Here is a 20,068-nt window from a genome sequence, read left to right as displayed (position 1 = left end):
ATGCAGGCGCATCAAACGTGCCGCGACAGTTTTGGGGAGAAAGGTGAGAGGCTGGACTTCTCCCCCTCTCCTTTACAGCAAGTAATTACAAAGGGTTACGCGCAACCCACGGCGAACTTTGTAGCAATTATTGGCGCGATACTTGTAGCATAAAAACAACTACTAGCAACTTGACACCCCCGCGACCCCTCAGGGGACCGCATACACGCCCTCCGGGCGCGTGAGCGTGCAGCCTCGGCTAAGAGGACCAGACACCTAACGAAACGCAAGCCGACTGGGAAACCTCCCGCCCTCGGAGCAATCACGGATCGTCGAGCAGCACCCTCATCGCGCGCACCCGACCAGCTGTGATGCGCGGATCAGTTCCGTTTGAGATAACCCGGATAAACTCGACCCACGCCTTCTCGTTCGAGCTCAGCTTGTCCCATTGCCCCGACGGGGCCGCAGGAGCGGCGAATGTTGCCTCAGTCATTTGTTGAAAATTCCTCTCAGAGCCACGCGGGACCGGGCGGTGATGCGGGGATCGCTGTTGTCCGACGCATCACGCAACTCGGCAAGCCACCCCTGTTCGTTCTCAGTCGCTGGCGTTCCAAAGACGTCGATGATTGCCTTGGCGGCGGTCGGGCCGGCCGATTGCTCAAGCGCCAGGCGCATCAGGTATGCAGGATCGACCTCAAGCGCTGCTGCAAGAGACGGCACCCGGTCGAGTGGGATCTTGTTCTTTCCGTTTTTCAGAAAGGTCATCATGTTGGCATTCGCGAAGCCAGCTTGTGACGCTATTTCCGCTTGGGTCTTACGGTGCGAGAGAGCTTGCACGCAATCAGAGACAAACTTCGCAGCAAGTGACGCTTTGTAGGGGTAAGTCATTGTGTTCACTTCAATAATGAGTTCATAGAACTTACTTACCGCAGCAGCGAACCCCGGTCGGGTGGGATTGTCAGATCTGTCGCTGATTTTGTCGAAGTCCTAGGCTCAGGACCCATTGATCTGCTTGAGGCTACGTCGGCAGCGTGATTCAAGCTCCCAAACTGACGGGGGTGATGATGAGCAACCTTTTCTGGCTAACGGACGCGCAGATGGACCGGCTTCGGCCGTTTTTTCCCAAGAGCCATGGCAAGCCGCGGGTGGATGACCGGCGTGTTCTGAGTGGAATAATATTCATCAATCGCAATGGCTTGCGCTGGTGCGACGCGCCCGCGGAATACGGCCCGGCCAAAACGCTCTATAACCGCTGGAAACGATGGAGCGACAAGGGCATTTTCGCGAGGATGATGCACGGCCTTGCGTCGGAGGCAGCGGTTCCAAAGACGGTGATGATCGACGCGACCTATCTGAAGGCGCACCGCACGGCGAGCAGTCTGCGGTCGAAAAAGGGGGGCCCGACGACCAGCGGGGGCGCGCGATCGGCCGAACCAAAGGCGGCATGAACACCAAGCTGCATGCCGTCACCGATGCCGAGGGACGACCGATCCGGTTTTTCATGACCGCGGGCCAGGTCAGCGACTACACCGGCGCTGCGGCCCTTCTTGGCAGCCTGCCATCGGCACAATGGCTTCTGGCCGACCGGGGCTATGACGCCGACTGGTTCAGGGAAGCGTTGAAAGACAAGGAGATAAAGCCCTGCATCCCTGGCCGGAAGTCCCGCGCCAAGCCCGTCAAATACGACAAGCGCCGCTACAAACGCCGCAACAGGATCGAGATCATGTTCGGGCGCCTGAAGGACTGGCGCAGGATTGCCACACGCTACGACCGATGCCCGAAAGTCTTCCTCTCCGCCATCGCCCTCGCCGCAACCGTCATGTTCTGGCTATGAAACGAGAACGAGTCCTGACCCTAAACGAAGGACACAAACTGGCGGAGTTTTACTCCGCTACAACTGCGATGCGCAGCCGCTTCTGTGGCCCATTATTGATCCGCGTTTTACAAGAGACAGTTCGGATTATGATCGCGAGTGCAGACAGTAAGAAAAGAACTGAGCGGCGTCCGCTCCCAAGCTTGACACGACAGGAAAACACGACAGCAATTGTGAGGTGAACGCGCCGAGTTTGCCGACGGCCAAATGACCGACGGCGCTGCGCCGGATCAGAAGATTTCGAGGTCGGCGGTCAGGCCGGAGGTGCTGCCAACGCCTTCGAGCGTGACCGAGTTGCCGCCTCCGAAGTCCAACACGACATCGCCATTTACCACGGTGGCGAACTGGTTGATGACCTCGGCCTCGGTCAGGCCGCCGCCCCAAAGTGCATCGTCCAGATGAAGCGCATCGGTGCCAACCTCGTAATCAGTCACAATGTCATTTTCGATGTTATTGCCGATAAAGATAAAGGTATCGGCGTCCGCTTGCCCCGAGATGGTGTCATCACCGCCGGCAATTTGGAAGATGTCGTTGCCATTGCCGCCCAGCATCACGTCGTTGCCGTAGATCCCGGTTTGCTGATTGTCAATCAGCGTATCGTTTCCGCCGCCGCCGTCCATCATGTCGCGCCCATTGCCACCGACCAGAGTATCGTGGCCGCGCTGGCCATAGAGCGCGTCAGCGTTGAAGCCGCCCTCAAGCAGATCGTCGTCGTAGCCGCCGGAGAGCGTGTCATTGCCACCGCCGCCAATTAGCGTATCGTCGCCCCAACCGGCGCGAATTTCGTCGTTTCCTGCGCCTCCAGCTAAGAAATCCGTGCCGCAAGGCCCGCCTTGATCGTTGTCTAGGATCAGGTCATTTCCTGCGCCACCGTAAACTTGGTCGCGGCCCAACCCGCCATCGAGCGTATCGTCGCCAAACCCACCGCTCAACCGGTCGGAGTGCCGCCCCCCGTAAAGTTCGTCTGCGCCGGCACCACCACGCAGAACGTCCGAGCCATGGCCGCCTTGTAGAATGTCTGCACCGTTGCCGCCGATCAAGGTGTCTTCTCCGCCTTGGGCGCGGATTACATCATTTCCAGCACCTCCAACCAACAAGTCTGCGCCGCTTGGTCCGTCTTGATCGTTGTCTATGATCAGGTCGTTGCCTGCGCCGCCGAATACACGGTCGCGGCCAAAACCACCGTCCAGAGTGTCGTCGCCGTCGCCACCGCGCACCACATCCGCGTGGCTTCCGCCTTGAATGCCATCATTCCCGCTTTCGCCGCGAATTATGTCGCGGCCTTCCCCGCCGTCCAGCCTGTCACTGCCGCCACCGCCCCATATCTCGTCGCTACCACTGCCGCCCTCGACGACATCGGCACCGCTGCCGCCCCAGATGAAGTCATCACCGCCAAAACCCCGCACCGTATCATCATTGAGGCCAGCCGCGATCAGGTCGCCGTCTTGTGTTCCCTCAACCACGGTGGTGACGTCGTCAGCGTAGTGGTCATGGTCTTCAATGACCACGCCGCCATCTGCCTGATAGCCGATGGGCACTACGTTCTGAGGGTCGTCATAGTTAAAATCAGGCAGGCTGTCGAAATCGGGCACCATCGATTCTGAAATGAAATGGTTTTCGTGGCGATGGGCGTTTGAGCCGCCGTCGCGGTCCAAGTCGACCCGCGCGCCTTCCAGCGCATAGAAGATGTGCCCACCCCCCGATGTCTCGATCAAGAGCCAAGGCTGTGGGGTGGCACCCGCTTCATTGTGTCCACCGTTGAAGGCAACAACCCGCACATTGGAGGGCAGATTGTCGAAATCGAGAGCCTGGCCTTCAACGAGAATTTCGTCACGCGCTGGATCAAAATCCTCAAGTCGGCCAACTACGGTGCCCGCCACGTTATCCAAATTCTGAAAGTCAAAAATGTCGTTGCCTCCGCCGGCGCGGGCATGGTGTCCGTGGGAGAACTCGGTAATCCGTTCAAACCCTAAGGTGTCCCAATGATTAACAGTGTTATCCAATCCCCCGGCAAAAGTGTGTATTTGATCCAGCCCGTTGTTGGCAATATAAGTTCTAGTCCGCATTTACCCATTCCCCAAGATATGTATTGCAAGTGATGGGGCATATTTCGTTCTTCACTGGGACGGTTTGCGGAACCTAAATCCGACAACACTGCGACTTATTACTCGAGTTTTATAATGTTGAATTTTAATAAACGGGATTCGAAGCCAAGCAATTTATTGACATCGGAAGGGCCTTGTTGAACAAAGGGGGAGGGATTCATCTTGCGAATCCAATGTAGTAACCGGAAGGCATGAGCAAACCTCCGAAAACGACCCACAAGACCACCAACTTGGCTAAGCTACAATCGGGCGCTAAGGCAGCGCGGATTGCTGACCGTCTGGTTCGATCCCTCAATGCAGTGGGAAGTCATTCCGTCGAGCCGTCGCGGCCGTCAACAGGCCTATAGCGACGCTGCAATTCAGGCCTGCCTCACCCTGAAGGTCATCCTCGGGCTGCCGCTCCGCCAAGGCGTGGCCATTTTCCGCCATTGATGGGATGGATGGCACCGCTTCCGGCATCGCAATGTGCCACATTGGGTGCTCGTAACTTCACCAATGACGGGAGCCATCCATGAATGAGATTACCACGATCGGGGTCGATTTGGCCAAATCTGTTTTCCAGCTTCACGGCGTAGACGAGTCCTGGAAACCGGTCATACGGCGGCAGCTCCGGCGAAGCCAGATGCTGGAGTTTTTCCAGAAACTGCCCAGCTGTTTGGTCGGTATGGAAGCTTGCGCCAGCGCGCACTACTGGGCGCGTGCGCTCATCAAGCTGGGGCATGAGGTTCGGCTGATGCCGCCAAGTTACGTGAAGAGTTACGTCAAGCGTGGGAAGACCGATGGTGAGATGCGACCGTGGCCCCAGTGGGGCCGCGAAAGCGCATCGAACGATGCGGAAGCGATTTGCGAAGCTGTCACACGACCATCGATGCGGTTTGTTCCGGTCAAATCCGAGACGACCCAAGGTCATTTGGTCACCTATAAGGCACGTGAGTTTCTGGTACGTCAGCAAACTCAGATCGTGAATGCAATCCGCGCACATTTAGGGGAATTCGGTGTCGTCATACCCAAGGGCATCCAGAACGTCGGTCGTCTGATCGAAGCCTGTGATAAAACGAGTTTGCCTGCCGCAGCACATAAAGCGCTGAATCTGCTGGCGGATCAACTGATGGATACGCAAAAGAAGATCACGGATCTGACCGCAGATGTGCATGCAGATGCGAACACGAATGAAGCGGCGAAGCGCCTGCAAACAATTCCAGGGGTGGGCCCGATCACAGCCAGTGCGATGGTCGCATCCTTGCCAGAGGTGTCCGGTTTCAAGTCAGGAAGGGATCTTTCAGCGTCATACTGAAAGCATGCCTCTGGCATGACGCTGGGTCTCTCGCCAAAGCCCCATTCCAGCGGGGGCAAGGAACGATTGGGGCGCATTTCCAAAATGGGCAACCGGTACTTGCGACGATTGCTATACCTCGGTGCCATGGCGCAGGTCAGCGCCCGCCGCCGTGGGGAACCTGGCGATGATTGGCTGTGGAAAATCATCCAGCGCAAAAAGCCTAAACAAGCTGCAATCGCGCTGGCCGATCGTACGGCGCGGACGGTCTATGCGCTTTTGAAGAACGAAACGGAATATCGGGCGACCAAAACCGCCTAAACGAAACCGGGGGCCAAGACCTCTGACAGAAAGGCAAGTGCATCGTGAGATGATGGCAAAAAGTGGGAAAATCGCAAAGGACACCCTGTTCGGACCGAAGCGCTTTACAGCGCGCGCCATTGATTGGGACCCAAGCGACCGCGGAATTCATCAGGGCGCGCAGTCAGAGCACTGCAATTCAGACGCCGTATACATGGCCGCAACTGACCGAAAAGCCAAAATCGCAACGAAGAGCCCTTGCCCCGCGGGTGCCATCCATACATGGTCCGAGCGACAATGGACGCGCGCGTACGTCGCGCGCGAGTCTCTGTGAGGTACGCGTTTATTGAGGCTCATCGGGCAGAGTTTTCTGTGCGGTCGATGTGTCGTGTGCTGGCGGTGCATTTCAGCGGTTCTATGCATGGCTCAAAGAACCGTTAAGCCAGCGTGCGCTTGAAGATGCACGGCAGACTGATCTGCTCCAGCGGGCATGGATCGATAGCGGCAAGGTCTATGGATAGCGAAAGCTGACAGATGACCTGCGCGATCAGGGCGAAACCTGTTCTGAGAACCGTGTTGCGCGGTGAGCCAGCTTAGCAGGCATAGCGGCGCAGATCGGTTACAAACGCCGCCCTGGTCGTTATGGCGGCAAGCCTGCTGTTGTTGCCGACAACACACTGGACCGGCAGTTTGAAGTCGATGCACCTGACCGGATTTGGGTGACCGACATCACATATATCAGAACCCATCAGGGCCGGTCATACTTGGCCGTCGTCATCGACTTGTTTTCAAGACGGGTTGTTGGATGGTCGATGCAGTCACGCATGACCACAGATCTCGCCTTGCAAGCATTATTGGCTGCTGTTTGGCGGCGCAAACCAAAGCAAAGGATCATGATCCGCTCCGACCAAGGTTCCCAATTTACTGGCGGGGAGTGGCAATCGTTCCTTGGCAAACACAACTTGGTCGCCAGCATGAGCCGTCGCGGGAATTGCCATGATAATGCCGTCGCGGAAAGCTTTTTTCAGTTGTTGAAACGAGAACGGATCAGGAGGCGGAACTACCTCACACGCGAAGCAGCAAGGCAGGACGTGTTCGATTACATTGAGATGTTTTACAACCCAACGCGCAAGCACACCAACAATGGCATGCTGTCGCCAGTTAACTATGAAACAGAACAGAGAAAAATGTACGACGCAGGCGTATAGAAAATTCGGGGCACCTCACATGACCAAATATTTGTTTCAGCTCATTTCGGTTGAAGGGAAGGTAAGAGGGCTCTCGGTGCACGTTGCTGCCAGTGTCCACACGGACACCCTGAGCAGGTTTGGCTTCGATATGTCCGTTGTTGGAAGCCCACTGCAACACGCTTGATAGGTGCGAAAGCCACTTCATAATTATGGTTTTCGGAGCCAGCTTCGCGTAGGGCTTATCGAGCTTGTCGTTGGCCTTAATTGCCTGTGGCAACGTCAAGCCTGGAAATCGCGTTCTATAGTGCGTCGGCGTCTCGAGAAGGGCTAGCTTATATTCAATTATTTGCCGCTTGGTAATCAATCGAACTGCGATTTCGCCACCCACGAACTCGCAAAACATGCGCACAGCGTTTTCATGCTCTTTCATCGTCTTCGATGCCAATGTTCCACCACCCGCCGTGCGCTCTTTGTGAAAAGCAATTCGAGCCTCGCTGAGGGTCATTCCTTCCCCCTCCAGGTTTGACGGCGAGGACGGGTCCTCAACAGGTTCAGGCGGAGTTAAAAGCGGATCGCGTGGTTGCCCCAAAAAGTGACCTCGATCGCGCTCAATAGTCCGCTCCAAGGCTTCGATTTCAGCACGCGTTATAGCATTAGACAAGCTCACCCACTCGCGAGACCCTCTGTTGATCGATGGATTATTGTCTAGAATATATTGCTCAACAATTGGCTCGATAAAACGCGTTTCACCGGTCGAGAAACTGGCGCGAAGAGCCGCAAGACGTCTGCCTCGAATGTTTGCATAATCGTCCCTGGCTCGCAGCATCAACTCATAGTCTGCTGTGCTGTTAATGAGCGCTGGAAGGCCGTGGCTTATTCCGATCTCGCCGTCCGCCACTTTGTCCAAGAGGAGCGAGTGTTCGGCTTCCATGTTTTCGACACTGGGCATATTTGCACGCATTTCTTCGTCGGCTTCGAGCGTGGCCGCATACTGCGACTTGGCCGCATGCGTGAGCTCTAAGTCAGGGCGGCTTCTCAAGAACTCATATCGCTCGCGAGCTTCGTCGATCTGAGCGTAAAAGCCGTTGATGACGCTGATCGCTCGGTGCTCGCGCTCTCGTGTCTCTACAGGTAAGTCCTTTTCGATCAGTTCCCGCTTTCCCATGATGCAGCGCAATTCTTCGGGAATCGTTATGCGGACGATCCACCTTCCGCGGACCTGTTGGACGTGTTTTATGCATGCCTCTGCGATCTGATTTGTAGCAGTATTTGTAGCAGAATTTGTGACCAACGCCCTTTAAAAACAGGGTTTTCTTTCTTTTCAAAGCACTGACGGGAATAAGGTGAGAGGCTGGACAACGACCCAAGCGGGGCTCGTTACGGCTGCTTCCTTCCGGACCTGACCGGGTTGGCGAGGCGCTCGCCCGCGCCAACCTCTCGACCGGTTACTTAATCAACCCGCGCCCCGCTTGCAAGAGGCTGCGGCCCATGTCATCCCAAAACCGCAAGCCCAGGGAGATGCGGATGCGACATGCGGAAACGGTGACCTTTGGCGGATCAGCCCTCGATCGCGCAGCGGAAATCCGCAGCGATGCAGAGGCCATTGCCGCCGCGCGCGCCGACACAAAAAGCCGCGCCGTCCTGCTTTGGCGGGGCAAACCGTTGATTGATGCCGAAGATCGCCTTGTGCAACTGCCGCTTGATCACGCCGCGCTGCGCGATGCCGGGCCGGATGCCATCCTGCTTGGGCGCGACGACGGCCGGCATGTTTTCGCCTTTGACCTCTCCCCGTGGGAGCCCGAGGCGCTTGACGACGCAACCCTCGGCCTGTTTGTGGACCAAAGCATCCAGCGGCATCCAGCCCTGCCCGACAGCCACGGTTTTGCGGAACTCAGAACCATCATGACCCGGCTGTCGCCGCGCGACGCCGAACTGGCGGCTTCGGCCAAGGCCATCTTTGGCTGGCACGAAAGCCACCGCTTTTGTTCGCGCTGCGGCGATCCGTCTGAGATCAGCTGCGCCGGATGGCAACGCACCTGCCCGACCTGTAATGGCCACCATTTTCCACGCACCGATCCGGTGGTCATCATGCTGATAACCGAGGGAAATTCTGTGCTGATGGGCCGGTCTCCGGGGTGGCCCGAGGGGATGTATTCGCTGCTTGCCGGCTTTGTCGAACCCGGCGAAACCATGGAGGCCGCCGTGCGCCGCGAGGTGATGGAAGAGGCCGGTATCCCGGTCGGGGCCGTCGATTATCTGGCCTCGCAACCCTGGCCCTTTCCCGCCTCTTTGATGCTCGGCTGCCGGGGCGAAGCGCTGGGCCGCGAGATCACGCTTGATCCGGTCGAACTCGAGGATGCGATGTGGGTCAGCCGCGAAGACATTGCCACGGCGTTTGCCGGCGAACACCCCGTGCTGAAACCCGCGCGCAAAGGCGCAATCGCGCATTTTCTGCTGCGGAACTGGCTTGCGGACACGTTGGATTGACGCGACACTGCGGCCAATCACAATAAAACAGAGCCGGGCAGTCAGATGGAATTCACCAGCAAAGAAGACATAGAAGCGCCGATTGAGCAGGTCTTTGCGGCGCTGTCGGACGTTGACGCGATGGAGCGGCAAGCCCTGAGACGGGGCGCAACAGTCCGCCGCATCACGTCGACAAATGGCGCGACCGAAGGCATGCAATGGACCGCCGGTTTCAAATTTCGTGGCCGCGAGATGCAAGCCGAGATCGAGTTGTGCCGCTATGCCCCGCCCGAAGCGCTGGTGTTTCAGGGCAAGGCCGGCGGGCTAGAAACCGAGCTGGATGTCGATCTGACCGCGCTGTCGCCCAGCCGCACCCGGATGAGCGTGACCGCGCGGCTTGCCCCCAAGACTTTGTCGTCGCGCCTGGTGGTGCAGTCGTTGAAGCTGGCAAAAGGCCGCGTGACCCGCAAATTCGCGGTCCGGGTGGCGCAATTTGCCAAAACACTCGAGGAGCGCGCCCGCAAGCTCGGATGATCATGCTTGCCGCGCGCCAAGGCGGTGCTACCTTTCACGGTAATGCGCGTTCCCCCCTGTGCGCTTGTCCCGCCTGTCTTAAGGATTTCCCCATGTTGCGCCGAATCGCTGCTGCTCTTGTTTGTCTGGCCCTGCCGATTGCGGCCACGGCGCATGAATTCTGGATCGACCCCCACGCCTGGCAACTCAAGGCCGGAGAGCCAATCACCGCTGACATTCGCGTCGGGCAGGATTTCGAAGGACCGGCGTTTTCGTTTCTGCCGCACCGCATTCGGCGGTTCGACATCGTGATGGACGGCGTGACTACTCCGGTTGAAAGCCGCGCCGGCGACAAGCCCGCTTTGGCGATGGCGGCCCCTGCGGACGGCCTCGCCGTGGTGGTGCACGCGACCACGGATTACCAGCTCACCTACAGCGAATGGGCGAAGTTCGAGTCCTTTCTGACGACCAAGGATTGGGTGCCGCTGCTCGATGAACACAAGGCGCGCGGCCTGCCAGAAACCGGGTTCCGCGAACGCTATTCCCGCTATGCCAAGGCGCTGATCGCCGTGGGTGACGGCGCTGGCAGTGACAGCGCGGTGGGGCTTGAGACTGAAATTGTGGCCCTGGCCAACCCGTATACCGATGATTTGGCCGACGGAATGCCGGTGCAGGTGTTCTACCAAGGGGCGCCGCGCGCAGACGCGCAGATCGAGCTGTTTGCCAAGGGGCCGGATGGCAGCGTCGACGTTAGCCAGATCAGAACCGATGACGCGGGCACAGCGATTTTCCCGGTTCAGCCCGGCTATCGCTATCTCGTCGATGCGGTTGTTCTGCGGTCGATTGAGCCTGCCCAGCCCGACGATCCGGTGTGGGAGTCGCTCTGGGCCGCGCTCACGTTTGCGGTGCCCTGACGCCGAACCAGATTATCGGTTCGCGCCCGGCACCCAAAGCACATCATCCTGACCGTCATTGTTGGCAATCCGCCCGGCGACGAAAAACCAATCCGACAGCCGGTTGAGATAGGTGATCGCGTGGCTGTTAATGGTTTCTTCACCGGCAAGCTCAACGGTCAACCGCTCGGCCCGCCGCGCCACAGTGCGGCACAGATGCAGATGCGCGGCCAAGGCCGAACCGCCAGGCAAAATAAAGCTGCGCAGCGGAGTAAGCCGCGCATTCATCGCGTCAATCTCGGCCTCGAGGCGCGCAGTCTGTTCGGCGACCATGCGCAGCGGCGGATAGTCTGCGGTGGCGTCATTTTCGATATCGGGGTTGCAAAGATCCGCCCCCAAATCGAACAGATCGTTCTGAATGCGCGACAGGGCGGTATCAACCTCGCCACTCGCATGCAGCCGCGCCATGCCAACCGTCGAATTCAACTCGTCCGAGGTGCCATAGGCGCTGACCCGGTGCGCGTGTTTGGGCACCCGCGCGCCATTGCCAAGCGCGGTATCGCCCTTGTCTCCGGTGCGGGTGTAAATCTTGCTCAGAACAACCATTGGCTCAGCCTTCTCCCCGGATCCAGACAAACAGCAGGATCAGCACCACTGCCACGAATTGCGCCGCAATCCGCCAGCGCATCGCCTTGTTGGCGTATTTTTTATTGAATTCGCCACCCTTGGCAAAGCTGCCGATGCCGAAAAACAAAACGGCCACGACACCGATCATGACTATGCCGATGACGATGATTAATGGGTCGTTTGACATGGGTGCCTCCGGGTGGTCCGCCGCGATGTGTGGTCTTGTTCTGGCATAGGTCGTCGCGGTGTTAAAGCGACCTCACCCTCTGGCAAGGATCCAGTCAAGAACACCGGTGGGCAAGATGCGCCGCAGGGTACCAAAGATATAGGTCGGTGTGGTCACATAATAGCGAGCACGCGGGGCCGGGTCTTCGAGCGCGCGCCACAGTTTTTCCGTGACGGCCGAGGCCGGCAATTCAAACCGGTCGGTGCCGCGATCCTCATACAAGCGCTTGCGCAGGTCTTTGCGATATTGTTCGGCGCGCGGCGAGCCTTCCCAATCGATCCAGCGCTCGAATTGCGGGATCGCGTTTTGGCGAAAGCGCGATGTGATCGGCCCCGGCTCTAGCGTGATGATCTTGATCGGGGTGTCGCGCATTTCCAGCCGCAGGGTATCGGTAAGCCCCTCAAGCGCGAATTTGCTGGCGTTGTAGGCACCCCGCCAAGGGGCCGCCACCAGCCCAAGGATCGACGAGCAATTGACGATCCGCCCATGCCCCTGCGCCCGCATCACAGGAATCACCTGACAGGTCAGATCATGAACGCCGAAAACATTGGTGCGAAACAGGTCTTCAAGCCCGTCGCGCGGCAGATCTTCGACTGCGCCCGGCAAGGCATATGCCCCATTGTTGTAAAGCGCATCGAGGGTGCCGCCGGTCGCGGCAAGCACCTCTGCCAAACCGCGGCGGATGCTGTCGGGATCGGCATAATCGATCTGGGGGCTTTCAAATCCGGCGTCTCGCAGACGAAGGCAATCTTTTTCGGCGCGGCAGGAGGCAAAAACGCGCCACCCCCGGCGTTGAAGGCCGAAGGCAGCGTCAAGTCCGATGCCCGAGGAACATCCTGTGATTAGAATGGATTTGCGCATAACCGGCCTCACTTTAAAACACTGTTACAGGCCGGTTTGCAGCAGTCGGTATCCGAGTGCAAGTCGTATCACCCCAGTCTCAGCGCGCGGCGACGAGGAAGTCAGCCATCCAGCCGATGCGCCCGTTTTCGCTCGATTTAAGCTTGATCCAACCGTCGTTTGTCCGACGCAGAACGCGCACTTCGCTGCCGCCGCTCAGGGTGTCGAGGACCGGGAAGTTGGTCCCGGGGCCGAGGCGCAAATTGGCGCGGCTGACGACCTTGGTCATGGTCTGGTCTTCAACCAAGCCGCTGGTCGAAATTGTCGGCACAACGGTTGTCGCCTGAGCGGTCTCCAGGTTGGCAGGTCGCAGACGGGGCCGCGGTGTTGCCTCGGGGGCGCTCTCGGTCACAGCTGCGAACATGTCTTCGGAAGGCGCATCTACTTCAGCACTGACCCGGATGTGGCGCGGGCCACGCGGGGTTTTTGCCACGGTGTCGCTCTCGGCCCGGAACGCCACGGTCTGGATATTGCCCGCGTTGCTCAGGGTCTGAGGCTGGATCGCATCGCTCGAGCTGTTGCGCAGCGCAACAAGAAGCGCCGCCTCAAGCTGATGTTCCGTGCTGCCGGGGCGGGTCGAACGGTCGGACGCAAGTGCAATGCGTGCCGGGGCCGCTGGGCGAATTTCCGAAGCTTCTGCAACAACTTCGTTGGATGCGGCATTCGCGTTGCCCGGTTGGAAATCTGCTCCGCCTGAGGCCTCGTAGTATCCCCAGCCGAGAAATGCGAATGTGAGCCAAATATAGGTTTTCATGTCGTGTCCCTTTGTCGCTGGTGCGCCACCCCGTTTGGGGCGGCTCCGGCTTTGCACGTTTGCGACAGACATGCCGAATGGGGCCCGCGAATTCGCGGGGAAAACCGTCAAAGGTTTCCCGTGAGGCCCCCGGCGACGCGCTGCTCGCTGTGCGTCCGGTTGAATATACAACAAAGCGCAGGGCGGATGGTTCCGCCCAGCTTGACTTTTTTTCACAAGCGTAATTTTGCGCGACTCAGGACTGGTCCAACAAAAAGTCAGCGGTCCAGCCGATTTCACCTTCGGGAAGCACCTGCAACCGGACCCAGCCATCGCCCGGATCCTCGAGCACTTCCACTTCAGTGCCCAGCCCAAGCTTGGCCACGACCCCGTGATCCGTGCTCGGCCCGTCACGCAGGTTGACCCGCGTGCCATTGACCGCGCGCAGATCCGGCTCTGCCTTGAGTGCAGACTCTGGCGCACTGCTTTCAACCGGCAGCACCAAAGACACCCGTTTTTCGCTGGCGGCGGCCTCGGCCACCGGTGACATTTCATCCGGCATCGCTTCGATCGTGCGCAGCGCCGCCAAGACCACAACGTCAGACACATCTACGGCGTTCGCCGGCTGCACTGCCTTGATCGGCACAACGCTGGTCGTGTCCATGATCGCAAATTGGGCCACCTGAATTGGCGCCAGCTCTGCGGTTACGGACAACATCTCCATCTTGAGAAGCGCCTCGTCCGACGCCGGGTCGGCCGCTGCAACCTCGCGCAGTGGTTTTGCCTCTAGTGCGTCCACCGCCGCAAACACCGCGACACTCTGCTTGCCGGGTTCAAAATCCGCCCCGCCCGAAGCCTGGTAATAGCCAAACCCCAACAGTCCAAAAGTGACCCATATATATGCCTTCATAACCACGTTCCCCATTTACCGTCACACTAAGCGCCACCGCACTGTACCCCTGATTGGTTAATCGATTCTTTCGAAAACCGGCAGGGAAATTTTGAATAGGTTCCTATCCTTTTGAGACCACGATGCATCCCGCGCTTTACGGCCCCTGTTCCGCCCGCTACACCACATCCATGAGCGACGACACTCTCGACAACAATATCGGCCAAGCCGACTACGCAGAACCGCTCCGCCGCGCATTGGGCGAGCGCTATCTGACCTATGCCCTTTCGACTATCATGCACCGCGCCCTGCCCGACGCGCGCGACGGGCTGAAACCGGTGCACCGGCGCATTCTATATGCGATGCACAGGCTGCGGCTGGCGTCGAACGGCAAGTTCCTGAAATCTGCCAAGATTTCCGGCGATACGATGGGGGATTTCCACCCTCATGGCGACATGGCAATCTATGATGCGATGGCCCGTCTGGCGCAGGATTTCAACGTTCGCTATCCGCTGGTGGATGGCCAAGGCAACTTTGGCAACATCGACGGCGATAACCCTGCTGCCTCGCGTTACACCGAAGCGCGGATGACCTTTGTGGCCGAAGCGCTGCTGAATGGTCTCGACGAAAATGCTGTCGATTTTAGAGATAATTACGACGGGCGACTGACCGAACCGGTGGTTTTGCCGGCTGAGTTCCCGAATCTGCTGGCCAACGGCTCGAGCGGCATCGCCGTGGGCATGGCCACCAACATCCCGCCGCACAACATTCCCGAGCTGATTGATGCCTGCCTGCATCTGATCAAGACTCCGGATGCGCGCGACGAAACGCTGCTGAACTACGTGCCCGGCCCCGATTTTCCGACCGGCGGCATCATCGTCGAGCCGCCCGAGAACATCGCAGAGGCCTATCGCACCGGGCGCGGCTCGTTCCGGCTGCGCTGCCGCTACGAAGTCGAGGATCTTGGCCGCGGCCAATGGCAGATCGTCGTCACCGAGATTCCCTATCAGGTTCAGAAATCCAAGCTGATCGAGAAGATCGCCGAGCTGATCCAAACCAAGAAAGTGCCGATTCTCGGAGACATCCGCGATGAAAGCGCCGACGACATCCGCGTGGTTCTGGAACCCCGGTCCAAGAATGTGGACCCGGATGTGCTGATGGGGATGCTTTACCGCACCTCCGATCTTGAGATTCGGTTCTCGCTCAACATGAACGTGCTGATCGACGGCGTGACGCCCAAGGTGTGCAGCATGAAGGAAGTGCTGCGCGCCTTCCTCGACTTCCGCCGCGAGGTGCTGCACCGGCGCTCGATCCACCGGATGGAAAAGATCGATCACCGGCTTGAGGTGCTCGAAGGGCTGATCATCGCCTTCCTCAACCTCGACCGCGTGATCGACATCATCCGCTATGATGATGAGCCGAAAGCGGCGCTGATGCGCGAGGATTGGGGTCGGGATTTCGTTCGCGCGATGGACGAGAGCGACTATGTCGCGCCGGCGATGACCGATACGCAAAGCCTCACCGATGTGCAGGCCGAAGCGATCCTGAACATGCGTCTGCGGGCGTTGCGCCGGCTTGAAGAGATGGCATTGCTGAATGAACGCAATGCCTTGATGGAAGAGCGTGCCGCGCTGGAAGACCTGCTCGACAGCGAAGACCTGCAATGGGATCGCATCAGCGAGCAGTTGAGGGCGGCGAAAAAGACCTTTGGCAAGGGCTACGAATTTGGCGGTCGCCGCACTACCTTTGCCGAGGCGGGCCAGATCGAAGAAGTGCCGATCGAGGCGATGATCGACCGCGAGCCGATCACGGTGGTCTGTTCGCAGATGGGCTGGATCCGCGCGATGACCGGCCATATCGATCTTGCGCGCGAGCTGAAGTTCAAGGACGGCGACGGGCCGCGCTTTATCCTGCACGCAGAGACGACGGACCGGCTGTTGGTCTTCGGCTCGAATGGCCGGTTTTACACGGTGTCCGCCGCCAATCTGCCCGGTGGGCGCGGCATGGGCGAGCCGTTGCGCCTGATGGTGGATTTGCCGAACGAGGCCGACATCGTCGATCTGTTCATCCACCGCCCCGAGCGCAAGCTGCTGGTGGCCTCCTCGGCGGGCGATGGCTTTGTCGTGCCCGAGGCCGATGTGGTGGCGCAGACCCGGTCTGGCAAACAGGTGCTGAACGTGCGCACCCCCACGCGGGCGAGCGTCTGCAAACCGGTGACGGGGGATGCCGTTGCGGTGGTGGGCGAAAACCGCAAAGTGCTGGCGTTTGGTCTGGATGAGCTGCCTGAAATGGGCCGTGGCAAGGGCGTGCGATTGCAGAAGTACAAGGACGGCGGGATGTCTGACGCCACCACCTTTACGCTCGCGGACGGGCTAAGCTGGCTTGATCCGGCGGGCCGCACCCGCACCGAAACCAATATGGACGAGTGGCGCGGCAAACGCGCGGGCACCGGACGGATGGCCCCGCGCGGTTTCCCACGGGACAATAAGTTTAACTGACACCCGCCGCGACTTGGGGTGGCGCCGATCCATCAATGGATCGGTCCCGATCTGTCGACAGATCGGCCCCGCGCCCGGCGCACCCTCGGTTGACAACCCGTCCCCGGCACTTTTCTTTACCCGTGATTGTCGCCCAGGGAGCCAGCCATGCAAGAGACGTCGCCTTGGGAACGGGCCTCCCCTGACACCGGCGCAGCCCCACCGGCAGATCTGTCGCCTCAGCACACGCCCGATTGGCCGCCCCCCGGCTCTTACGCCAGCTCAACCCCGCCCGAAGCGCTCGACACCGCATTCGCAGGCACCCGGCGCGCGGTGTTCTGGCTGGCGCTGAAAACCGGGATCCTGACCGTGCTCACCCTCGGGCTCTATCGCTTCTGGATGAAGACCCGGCTGCGGCGCTGGTATTGGTCGTCGACCCGCCCCGGCGGCACCCCGTTGGAATACGTCGGCGACCCCTACGAAAAGCTGTTGGGCTTCTTGATCGCCGTCGTCATCCTCGCGTTTTACATCGGGGTGGTGAACCTGATCCTGATGTTCGTCAGCTTCGCATTGTTCCAGCAAAGCTTCGCCGCCTATCTGCTCAGCTTTCTCGGCGTCATCCCACTGTGGTTCTACGCCAGCTACCGCGCCCGGCGCTATGTACTGGCGCGCACCCGGTGGCGTGGCGTGCGGTTTGGCATGGCACCGGGGGCTTGGGGCTATGTCTGGCGCGCCTTGCTGCACTGGGCCATCACCCTCGTCACACTCGGTCTGCTCTGGCCGCGCATGACCTTCTGGCTTGAGAAATACCGCACCGACCGAACCTATTTCGGCGATGCGCGACTGCAACAAGGCGGTCGCTGGACCATGCTCTATCGCGCCACCCGGCCGATGTTCCTTGCGGTGGCACTGGCGGCAGCGGCGACCGGGTTGGGCTTTGGCGGGGCACCGGCGGCATCGGCGGCCGTGTCAGTTGCAGCCATGCTCAGCGCCCTCTACGGGTTTGTATATTACCGCGTTGAAACCAAACGCCTTCTGACCAATCACAAATCAGCAGCCGGTGTCCGGCTACACGCCCGCCCAAGCACGTTCCGTATCTTGATGATCACGGTGTTCGGCTATCTGGTCACAGTGCTGATCTTGGCCGTGCCGCTTGGCATATTGGCCCTCGGGATCACGCTGGTGCAATTTGCCCAAACCGATCTGGCGCAGGACTTGGGCGACTTGGGCACATTGGCCGCCGCCGTGCCCAGCGCTGTTCTCGTGGCTCTCGGCATCGCACTCTACTTCGCGATCTTCCTGCTCTGGGCCACCTTCACCCACGCTTGGGTGACGATGCCGATCTGGCGGCACTATGCAACAACCCTGACCATCGTAAATCCCGAGGCCCTGCGCAGCATATCGCAACGCGCGCGGGATGAATTCGAAGAGGCCGAAGGCTTTGCCGAGGCGCTGGACGTAGGAGCCTCGATATGACCACGATCCGCGTCGGTGCCGCCCCCGAGGCATATAGGGCCACCGGGCTTTTCCATGACGGCGACACGGCTGTTGGCGACCTCGCCCAGCTGAAAGTCGATGAAACGACAAACCAGCTGATCATCGCGCGGGTGGGCTTTGCCCCGCTGTTCTGGCCGCTCGACGATCTGCGGCTGCTGCCCGACCTCGGCGGCAAAGACCTCATCGTCTTGCGGCTCAAGTCTGATCCTGTCGCGCGGCTTATCCTCAACGATCCGCTGCTCTTGCAACGGTTGCCGGAGGTGCGCCGCAGCGCCCCGGTGGCGCGACGCGGACGGCTGGCGGCATGGGCTGTGGCGGCGGTCGCCTCAGTGGCGCTGATCATCCTTGTGCTCGTGCCGACGCTGGCCGACCAGATGGCCGACTACATCCCGCCCAAAGGCGAACGCGCGCTGGGCGAAGCCACCCTCACCCAGATCCGCAGCGCCTTGGACGAAACCGGGCTGGGCGACCCGGTGGCCTTCTGCGAAGCGCCCGAAGGGCAGGCCGCGCTGAGCAAAGTGCTGACCCGACTTGCCCCCGACCTCCCCGAGGGCCAAACGCTTTCGGTGCATGTGCTCGACCACGACATGCTCAACGCCTTCGCCCTGCCCGGCGGCTATATCGTGTTCTTCAACGGACTGATCGAGGCCGCCGACACCCCCGAGGAAGTGGCCGCCGTCTTTGCCCATGAAATCGGCCATGTCATCAGCCGCGACCCCACCCGCCACGCCCTGCGCTCGGCCGGATCCATCGGCGTTCTGGGCCTCCTTTTTGGTGATTTCGCCGGGGGCGCGCTGGTGCTGTTCCTGACAGAACAATTGATCCAGGCGAGCTATTCCCGCGAGGCCGAAGCCGGCGCCGATGTCTATGCACGTGCCCTGATGCTCGACGCAGGCATCAACCCCGAAGCCCTCGGCACCTTTTTCGAGCGCCTGCGCCAGCGGTTCGGCGAAGACGACGGCTTCTTCGCGCATTTCGCCAGCCACCCCGCGCTGTCCGACCGCATCCTTGCCATCCAAACCGAGCCACCTGCGACCTTCACACAAACCCCCGTCCTCACCAAAGCCGACTGGCAGGCCTTGCAACGGATCTGCGATTAAAGCGCGCCCAGCCCTTCTTCTGTTCTAAAATACCTCGGGGGGACAGGGGGCAGAGCCCCCAAATCCGTCCGCGCCTCAATACACCTTCGGCACGTAAAGCTCATCCGGCAGAACCTGGCGCTCATAGTCAGGGTTATACACCCGCTCCGGCAGCGTCACCTTCTCCGACACCACGTCCTCATAGGGGATCTTCGACAGGATATGCTCGATGCAATTCAGCCGCTCGCGCTTCTTGTCGTTGCCCTCGACAATGTACCACGGGGCCTCGGGGATATTGGTGCGGGCAAACATCTCTTCCTTGGCCTTGGTATATTGCTCCCAGCGAATGCGGCTCTCGAGGTCCATCGGCGACAGCTTCCACTGCTTCATCGGGTCGTGAATGCGCATCAGGAATCGCAATTGCTGTTCCTGATCGGTGATCGAGAACCAGTATTTCAACAGGATCACCCCAGACCGCACCAACATCCGCTCAAATTCCGGAACGTCTTGGAAAAACTGTTCGACCTGGCTCTCATTGGCAAAGCCCATCACTCGCTCCACCCCGGCGCGGTTGTACCAAGACCGATCAAACATCACGATTTCACCGCCCGCCGGCAGATGCGGCACATAGCGCTGAAAGAACCACTGTGATTGTTCGCGCCGGTTGGGCGCAGGCAGCGCGACAACGCGCGCGACCCGCGGATCAAGCCGCTGGGCGATCCGCTTGATCACCCCACCCTTGCCCGCGCTGTCACGGCCCTCAAACAGAATACAGACTTTGGCACCCGTGTGCTGCACCCAATCCTGCACCTGTATCAGCTCGGCCTGAAGCCGCAGCAGATTGCGGAAATACACCCGCCGGTCGAGCATATCCGGATGCTCGCGGTTATAGATCTTGCGGATTTCCTGGCTGAGCATGGGTTCGGAAAACTCAACCTCAATGTCTTCGTCAAAGGTGTCCTGAAGCTCGGCCTCCAGCCAATCCAGCGCGCGGTCGTCGTCTGTGCTCATCTCATGCTCCTGCTCTATGCTCGCGCGTCTTTAACCG

The 20,068-nt window shown here is 59.7% G+C and carries 17 protein-coding genes, 1 other RNA gene and 3 pseudogenes; 10 read left to right on the top strand and 11 right to left on the bottom strand.

Annotated elements, in window-relative coordinates:
* Positions 1–301: 301 nt before the first annotated feature.
* Positions 302–472 (bottom strand): hypothetical protein, encoded by a 171-nt coding sequence (locus ACW9UO_RS12115; protein ID WP_457086058.1) that lies wholly within the window; start codon positions 470–472, stop codon positions 302–304.
* Entirely contained in the window at positions 469–867 is a 399-nt protein-coding gene (locus ACW9UO_RS12110; protein ID WP_457086057.1) for a helix-turn-helix domain-containing protein, read from the bottom strand. The genes ACW9UO_RS12115 and ACW9UO_RS12110 overlap by 4 nt, the downstream gene beginning before the upstream one ends.
* Before the next feature lie 176 nt (positions 868–1,043).
* On the opposite strand from ACW9UO_RS12110, the gene ACW9UO_RS12105 reads away from it, so the two are divergent.
* Positions 1,044–1,813 (top strand): IS5 family transposase gene (locus ACW9UO_RS12105; RefSeq protein ID WP_457088577.1). Its coding sequence is split into 2 segments (ribosomal slippage): positions 1,044–1,380 and positions 1,380–1,813, totalling 771 coding nucleotides; the frame shifts between segments, so codons are not numbered across the junction.
* A gap of 269 nt (positions 1,814–2,082) precedes the next feature.
* Here the strand turns inward: ACW9UO_RS12105 and ACW9UO_RS12100 are convergent.
* Positions 2,083–3,918, bottom strand: coding sequence for a calcium-binding protein (locus ACW9UO_RS12100; RefSeq protein WP_457086056.1), 1,836 nt, complete (start codon positions 3,916–3,918; stop codon positions 2,083–2,085).
* A gap of 230 nt (positions 3,919–4,148) precedes the next feature.
* Between ACW9UO_RS12100 and ACW9UO_RS12095 the strand changes: the two are divergent.
* From ACW9UO_RS12095 to ACW9UO_RS12085, 3 pseudogenes are all read left to right on the top strand, one after another.
* Positions 4,149–4,365 (top strand): annotated as a pseudogene (locus ACW9UO_RS12095) (transposase); the annotation flags it as partial.
* 103 nt (positions 4,366–4,468) lie between these two features.
* Positions 4,469–5,551, top strand: a pseudogene (locus ACW9UO_RS12090) (IS110 family RNA-guided transposase).
* A 285-nt stretch (positions 5,552–5,836) separates the two neighbouring features.
* A pseudogene (locus ACW9UO_RS12085) lies at positions 5,837–6,738 on the top strand (IS3 family transposase); the annotation flags it as partial.
* On the opposite strand, the gene ACW9UO_RS12080 reads toward ACW9UO_RS12085, so the two are convergent.
* The gene (locus ACW9UO_RS12080; protein WP_457086055.1) at positions 6,692–7,885 is read right to left on the bottom strand and encodes a hypothetical protein; all 1,194 of its coding nucleotides are present in this window, start codon (positions 7,883–7,885) and stop codon (positions 6,692–6,694) included. The pseudogene ACW9UO_RS12085 and the gene ACW9UO_RS12080 overlap by 47 nt on opposite strands.
* Before the next feature lie 177 nt (positions 7,886–8,062).
* Positions 8,063–8,159: signal recognition particle sRNA small type (ffs, locus tag ACW9UO_RS12075), an RNA gene on the bottom strand.
* An 85-nt stretch (positions 8,160–8,244) separates the two neighbouring features.
* Here ffs and nudC point away from each other — a divergent pair.
* The 3 genes from nudC to ACW9UO_RS12060 all read left to right on the top strand — a co-directional run bounded on the left by nudC (position 8,245) and on the right by ACW9UO_RS12060 (position 10,613).
* Positions 8,245–9,207 carry an NAD(+) diphosphatase gene (gene nudC / locus ACW9UO_RS12070; RefSeq protein ID WP_457086054.1) on the top strand — a complete coding sequence of 321 codons (963 nt, stop codon included), beginning with the start codon at positions 8,245–8,247 and terminating at the stop codon, positions 9,205–9,207.
* 45 nt (positions 9,208–9,252) lie between these two features.
* Positions 9,253–9,720, top strand: coding sequence for an SRPBCC family protein (locus ACW9UO_RS12065; RefSeq protein WP_457086053.1), 468 nt, complete (start codon positions 9,253–9,255; stop codon positions 9,718–9,720).
* 92 nt (positions 9,721–9,812) lie between these two features.
* Positions 9,813–10,613, top strand: a complete 801-nt coding sequence (locus ACW9UO_RS12060; protein WP_457086052.1) for a DUF4198 domain-containing protein — start codon at positions 9,813–9,815, stop codon at positions 10,611–10,613.
* Between the two features lie 12 nt (positions 10,614–10,625).
* On the opposite strand, the gene ACW9UO_RS12055 is transcribed toward ACW9UO_RS12060, so the two are convergent.
* The 5 genes from ACW9UO_RS12055 to ACW9UO_RS12035 all read right to left on the bottom strand — a co-directional run bounded on the left by ACW9UO_RS12055 (position 10,626) and on the right by ACW9UO_RS12035 (position 13,988).
* A complete protein-coding gene (locus ACW9UO_RS12055; protein ID WP_457086051.1) occupies positions 10,626–11,198 on the bottom strand; it encodes a cob(I)yrinic acid a,c-diamide adenosyltransferase in 573 nt (190 codons plus the stop codon).
* A gap of 4 nt (positions 11,199–11,202) precedes the next feature.
* Complete coding sequence (locus ACW9UO_RS12050; RefSeq protein ID WP_457086050.1) at positions 11,203–11,406, bottom strand: twin transmembrane helix small protein; 204 nt, start codon at positions 11,404–11,406, stop codon at positions 11,203–11,205.
* 72 nt (positions 11,407–11,478) lie between these two features.
* Positions 11,479–12,306, bottom strand: a complete 828-nt coding sequence (locus ACW9UO_RS12045; protein ID WP_457086049.1) for an SDR family NAD(P)-dependent oxidoreductase — start codon at positions 12,304–12,306, stop codon at positions 11,479–11,481.
* Positions 12,307–12,385: 79 nt separating this feature from the next.
* Positions 12,386–13,099, bottom strand: a complete 714-nt coding sequence (locus ACW9UO_RS12040) for an SH3 domain-containing protein (RefSeq protein WP_457086048.1) — start codon at positions 13,097–13,099, stop codon at positions 12,386–12,388.
* A gap of 235 nt (positions 13,100–13,334) precedes the next feature.
* A complete protein-coding gene (locus ACW9UO_RS12035) occupies positions 13,335–13,988 on the bottom strand; it encodes an SH3 domain-containing protein (RefSeq protein WP_457086047.1) in 654 nt (217 codons plus the stop codon).
* A 170-nt stretch (positions 13,989–14,158) separates the two neighbouring features.
* Here ACW9UO_RS12035 and ACW9UO_RS12030 point away from each other — a divergent pair, with 170 nt between their 5' ends.
* The 3 genes from ACW9UO_RS12030 to ACW9UO_RS12020 all read left to right on the top strand — a co-directional run bounded on the left by ACW9UO_RS12030 (position 14,159) and on the right by ACW9UO_RS12020 (position 19,041).
* Complete coding sequence (locus tag ACW9UO_RS12030; protein ID WP_457086046.1) at positions 14,159–16,465, top strand: DNA topoisomerase IV subunit A; 2,307 nt, start codon at positions 14,159–14,161, stop codon at positions 16,463–16,465.
* 147 nt (positions 16,466–16,612) lie between these two features.
* Positions 16,613–17,920, top strand: coding sequence for a YjgN family protein (locus ACW9UO_RS12025; RefSeq protein WP_457086045.1), 1,308 nt, complete (start codon positions 16,613–16,615; stop codon positions 17,918–17,920).
* Entirely contained in the window at positions 17,917–19,041 is a 1,125-nt protein-coding gene (locus ACW9UO_RS12020) for a M48 family metallopeptidase (RefSeq protein WP_457086044.1), read from the top strand. The genes ACW9UO_RS12025 and ACW9UO_RS12020 overlap by 4 nt, the downstream gene beginning before the upstream one ends.
* Before the next feature lie 75 nt (positions 19,042–19,116).
* Here ACW9UO_RS12020 and ppk2 read toward each other — a convergent pair whose 3' ends face one another.
* On the bottom strand, positions 19,117–20,031 hold the full coding sequence (ppk2, locus tag ACW9UO_RS12015) for a polyphosphate kinase 2 (protein ID WP_457086043.1): 915 nt from the start codon (positions 20,029–20,031) through the stop codon (positions 19,117–19,119).
* Positions 20,032–20,068 lie beyond the last annotated feature (37 nt).

The sequence above is a fragment of the Marinovum sedimenti genome (genome assembly GCF_054052205.1).
Note: the sequence above shows the minus strand (reverse complement) of the source record. Positions and strands in the feature narration are given on the sequence as shown.

Bases quoted from the DNA above. Each gene is read 5' to 3' on its own strand.
- nudC (WP_457086054.1), top strand. From the start codon at position 8,245: ATGCGACATGCGGAAACGGTGACCTTTGGCGGATCAGCCCTCGATCGC.
- ACW9UO_RS12065 (WP_457086053.1), top strand. From the start codon at position 9,253: ATGGAATTCACCAGCAAAGAAGACATAGAAGCGCCGATTGAGCAGGTC.
- ACW9UO_RS12020 (WP_457086044.1), top strand. From the start codon at position 17,917: ATGACCACGATCCGCGTCGGTGCCGCCCCCGAGGCATATAGGGCCACC.
- ppk2 (WP_457086043.1), bottom strand. From the start codon at position 20,031: ATGAGCACAGACGACGACCGCGCGCTGGATTGGCTGGAGGCCGAGCTT.
- ACW9UO_RS12100 (WP_457086056.1), bottom strand. From the start codon at position 3,918: ATGCGGACTAGAACTTATATTGCCAACAACGGGCTGGATCAAATACAC.
- ACW9UO_RS12050 (WP_457086050.1), bottom strand. From the start codon at position 11,406: ATGTCAAACGACCCATTAATCATCGTCATCGGCATAGTCATGATCGGT.
- ACW9UO_RS12060 (WP_457086052.1), top strand. From the start codon at position 9,813: ATGTTGCGCCGAATCGCTGCTGCTCTTGTTTGTCTGGCCCTGCCGATT.
- ACW9UO_RS12035 (WP_457086047.1), bottom strand. From the start codon at position 13,988: ATGAAGGCATATATATGGGTCACTTTTGGACTGTTGGGGTTTGGCTAT.
- ACW9UO_RS12110 (WP_457086057.1), bottom strand. From the start codon at position 867: ATGACTTACCCCTACAAAGCGTCACTTGCTGCGAAGTTTGTCTCTGAT.
- ACW9UO_RS12045 (WP_457086049.1), bottom strand. From the start codon at position 12,306: ATGCGCAAATCCATTCTAATCACAGGATGTTCCTCGGGCATCGGACTT.
- ACW9UO_RS12030 (WP_457086046.1), top strand. From the start codon at position 14,159: ATGAGCGACGACACTCTCGACAACAATATCGGCCAAGCCGACTACGCA.
- ACW9UO_RS12040 (WP_457086048.1), bottom strand. From the start codon at position 13,099: ATGAAAACCTATATTTGGCTCACATTCGCATTTCTCGGCTGGGGATAC.
- ACW9UO_RS12115 (WP_457086058.1), bottom strand. From the start codon at position 472: ATGACTGAGGCAACATTCGCCGCTCCTGCGGCCCCGTCGGGGCAATGG.
- ACW9UO_RS12025 (WP_457086045.1), top strand. From the start codon at position 16,613: ATGCAAGAGACGTCGCCTTGGGAACGGGCCTCCCCTGACACCGGCGCA.
- ACW9UO_RS12055 (WP_457086051.1), bottom strand. From the start codon at position 11,198: ATGGTTGTTCTGAGCAAGATTTACACCCGCACCGGAGACAAGGGCGAT.
- ACW9UO_RS12080 (WP_457086055.1), bottom strand. From the start codon at position 7,885: ATGGGAAAGCGGGAACTGATCGAAAAGGACTTACCTGTAGAGACACGA.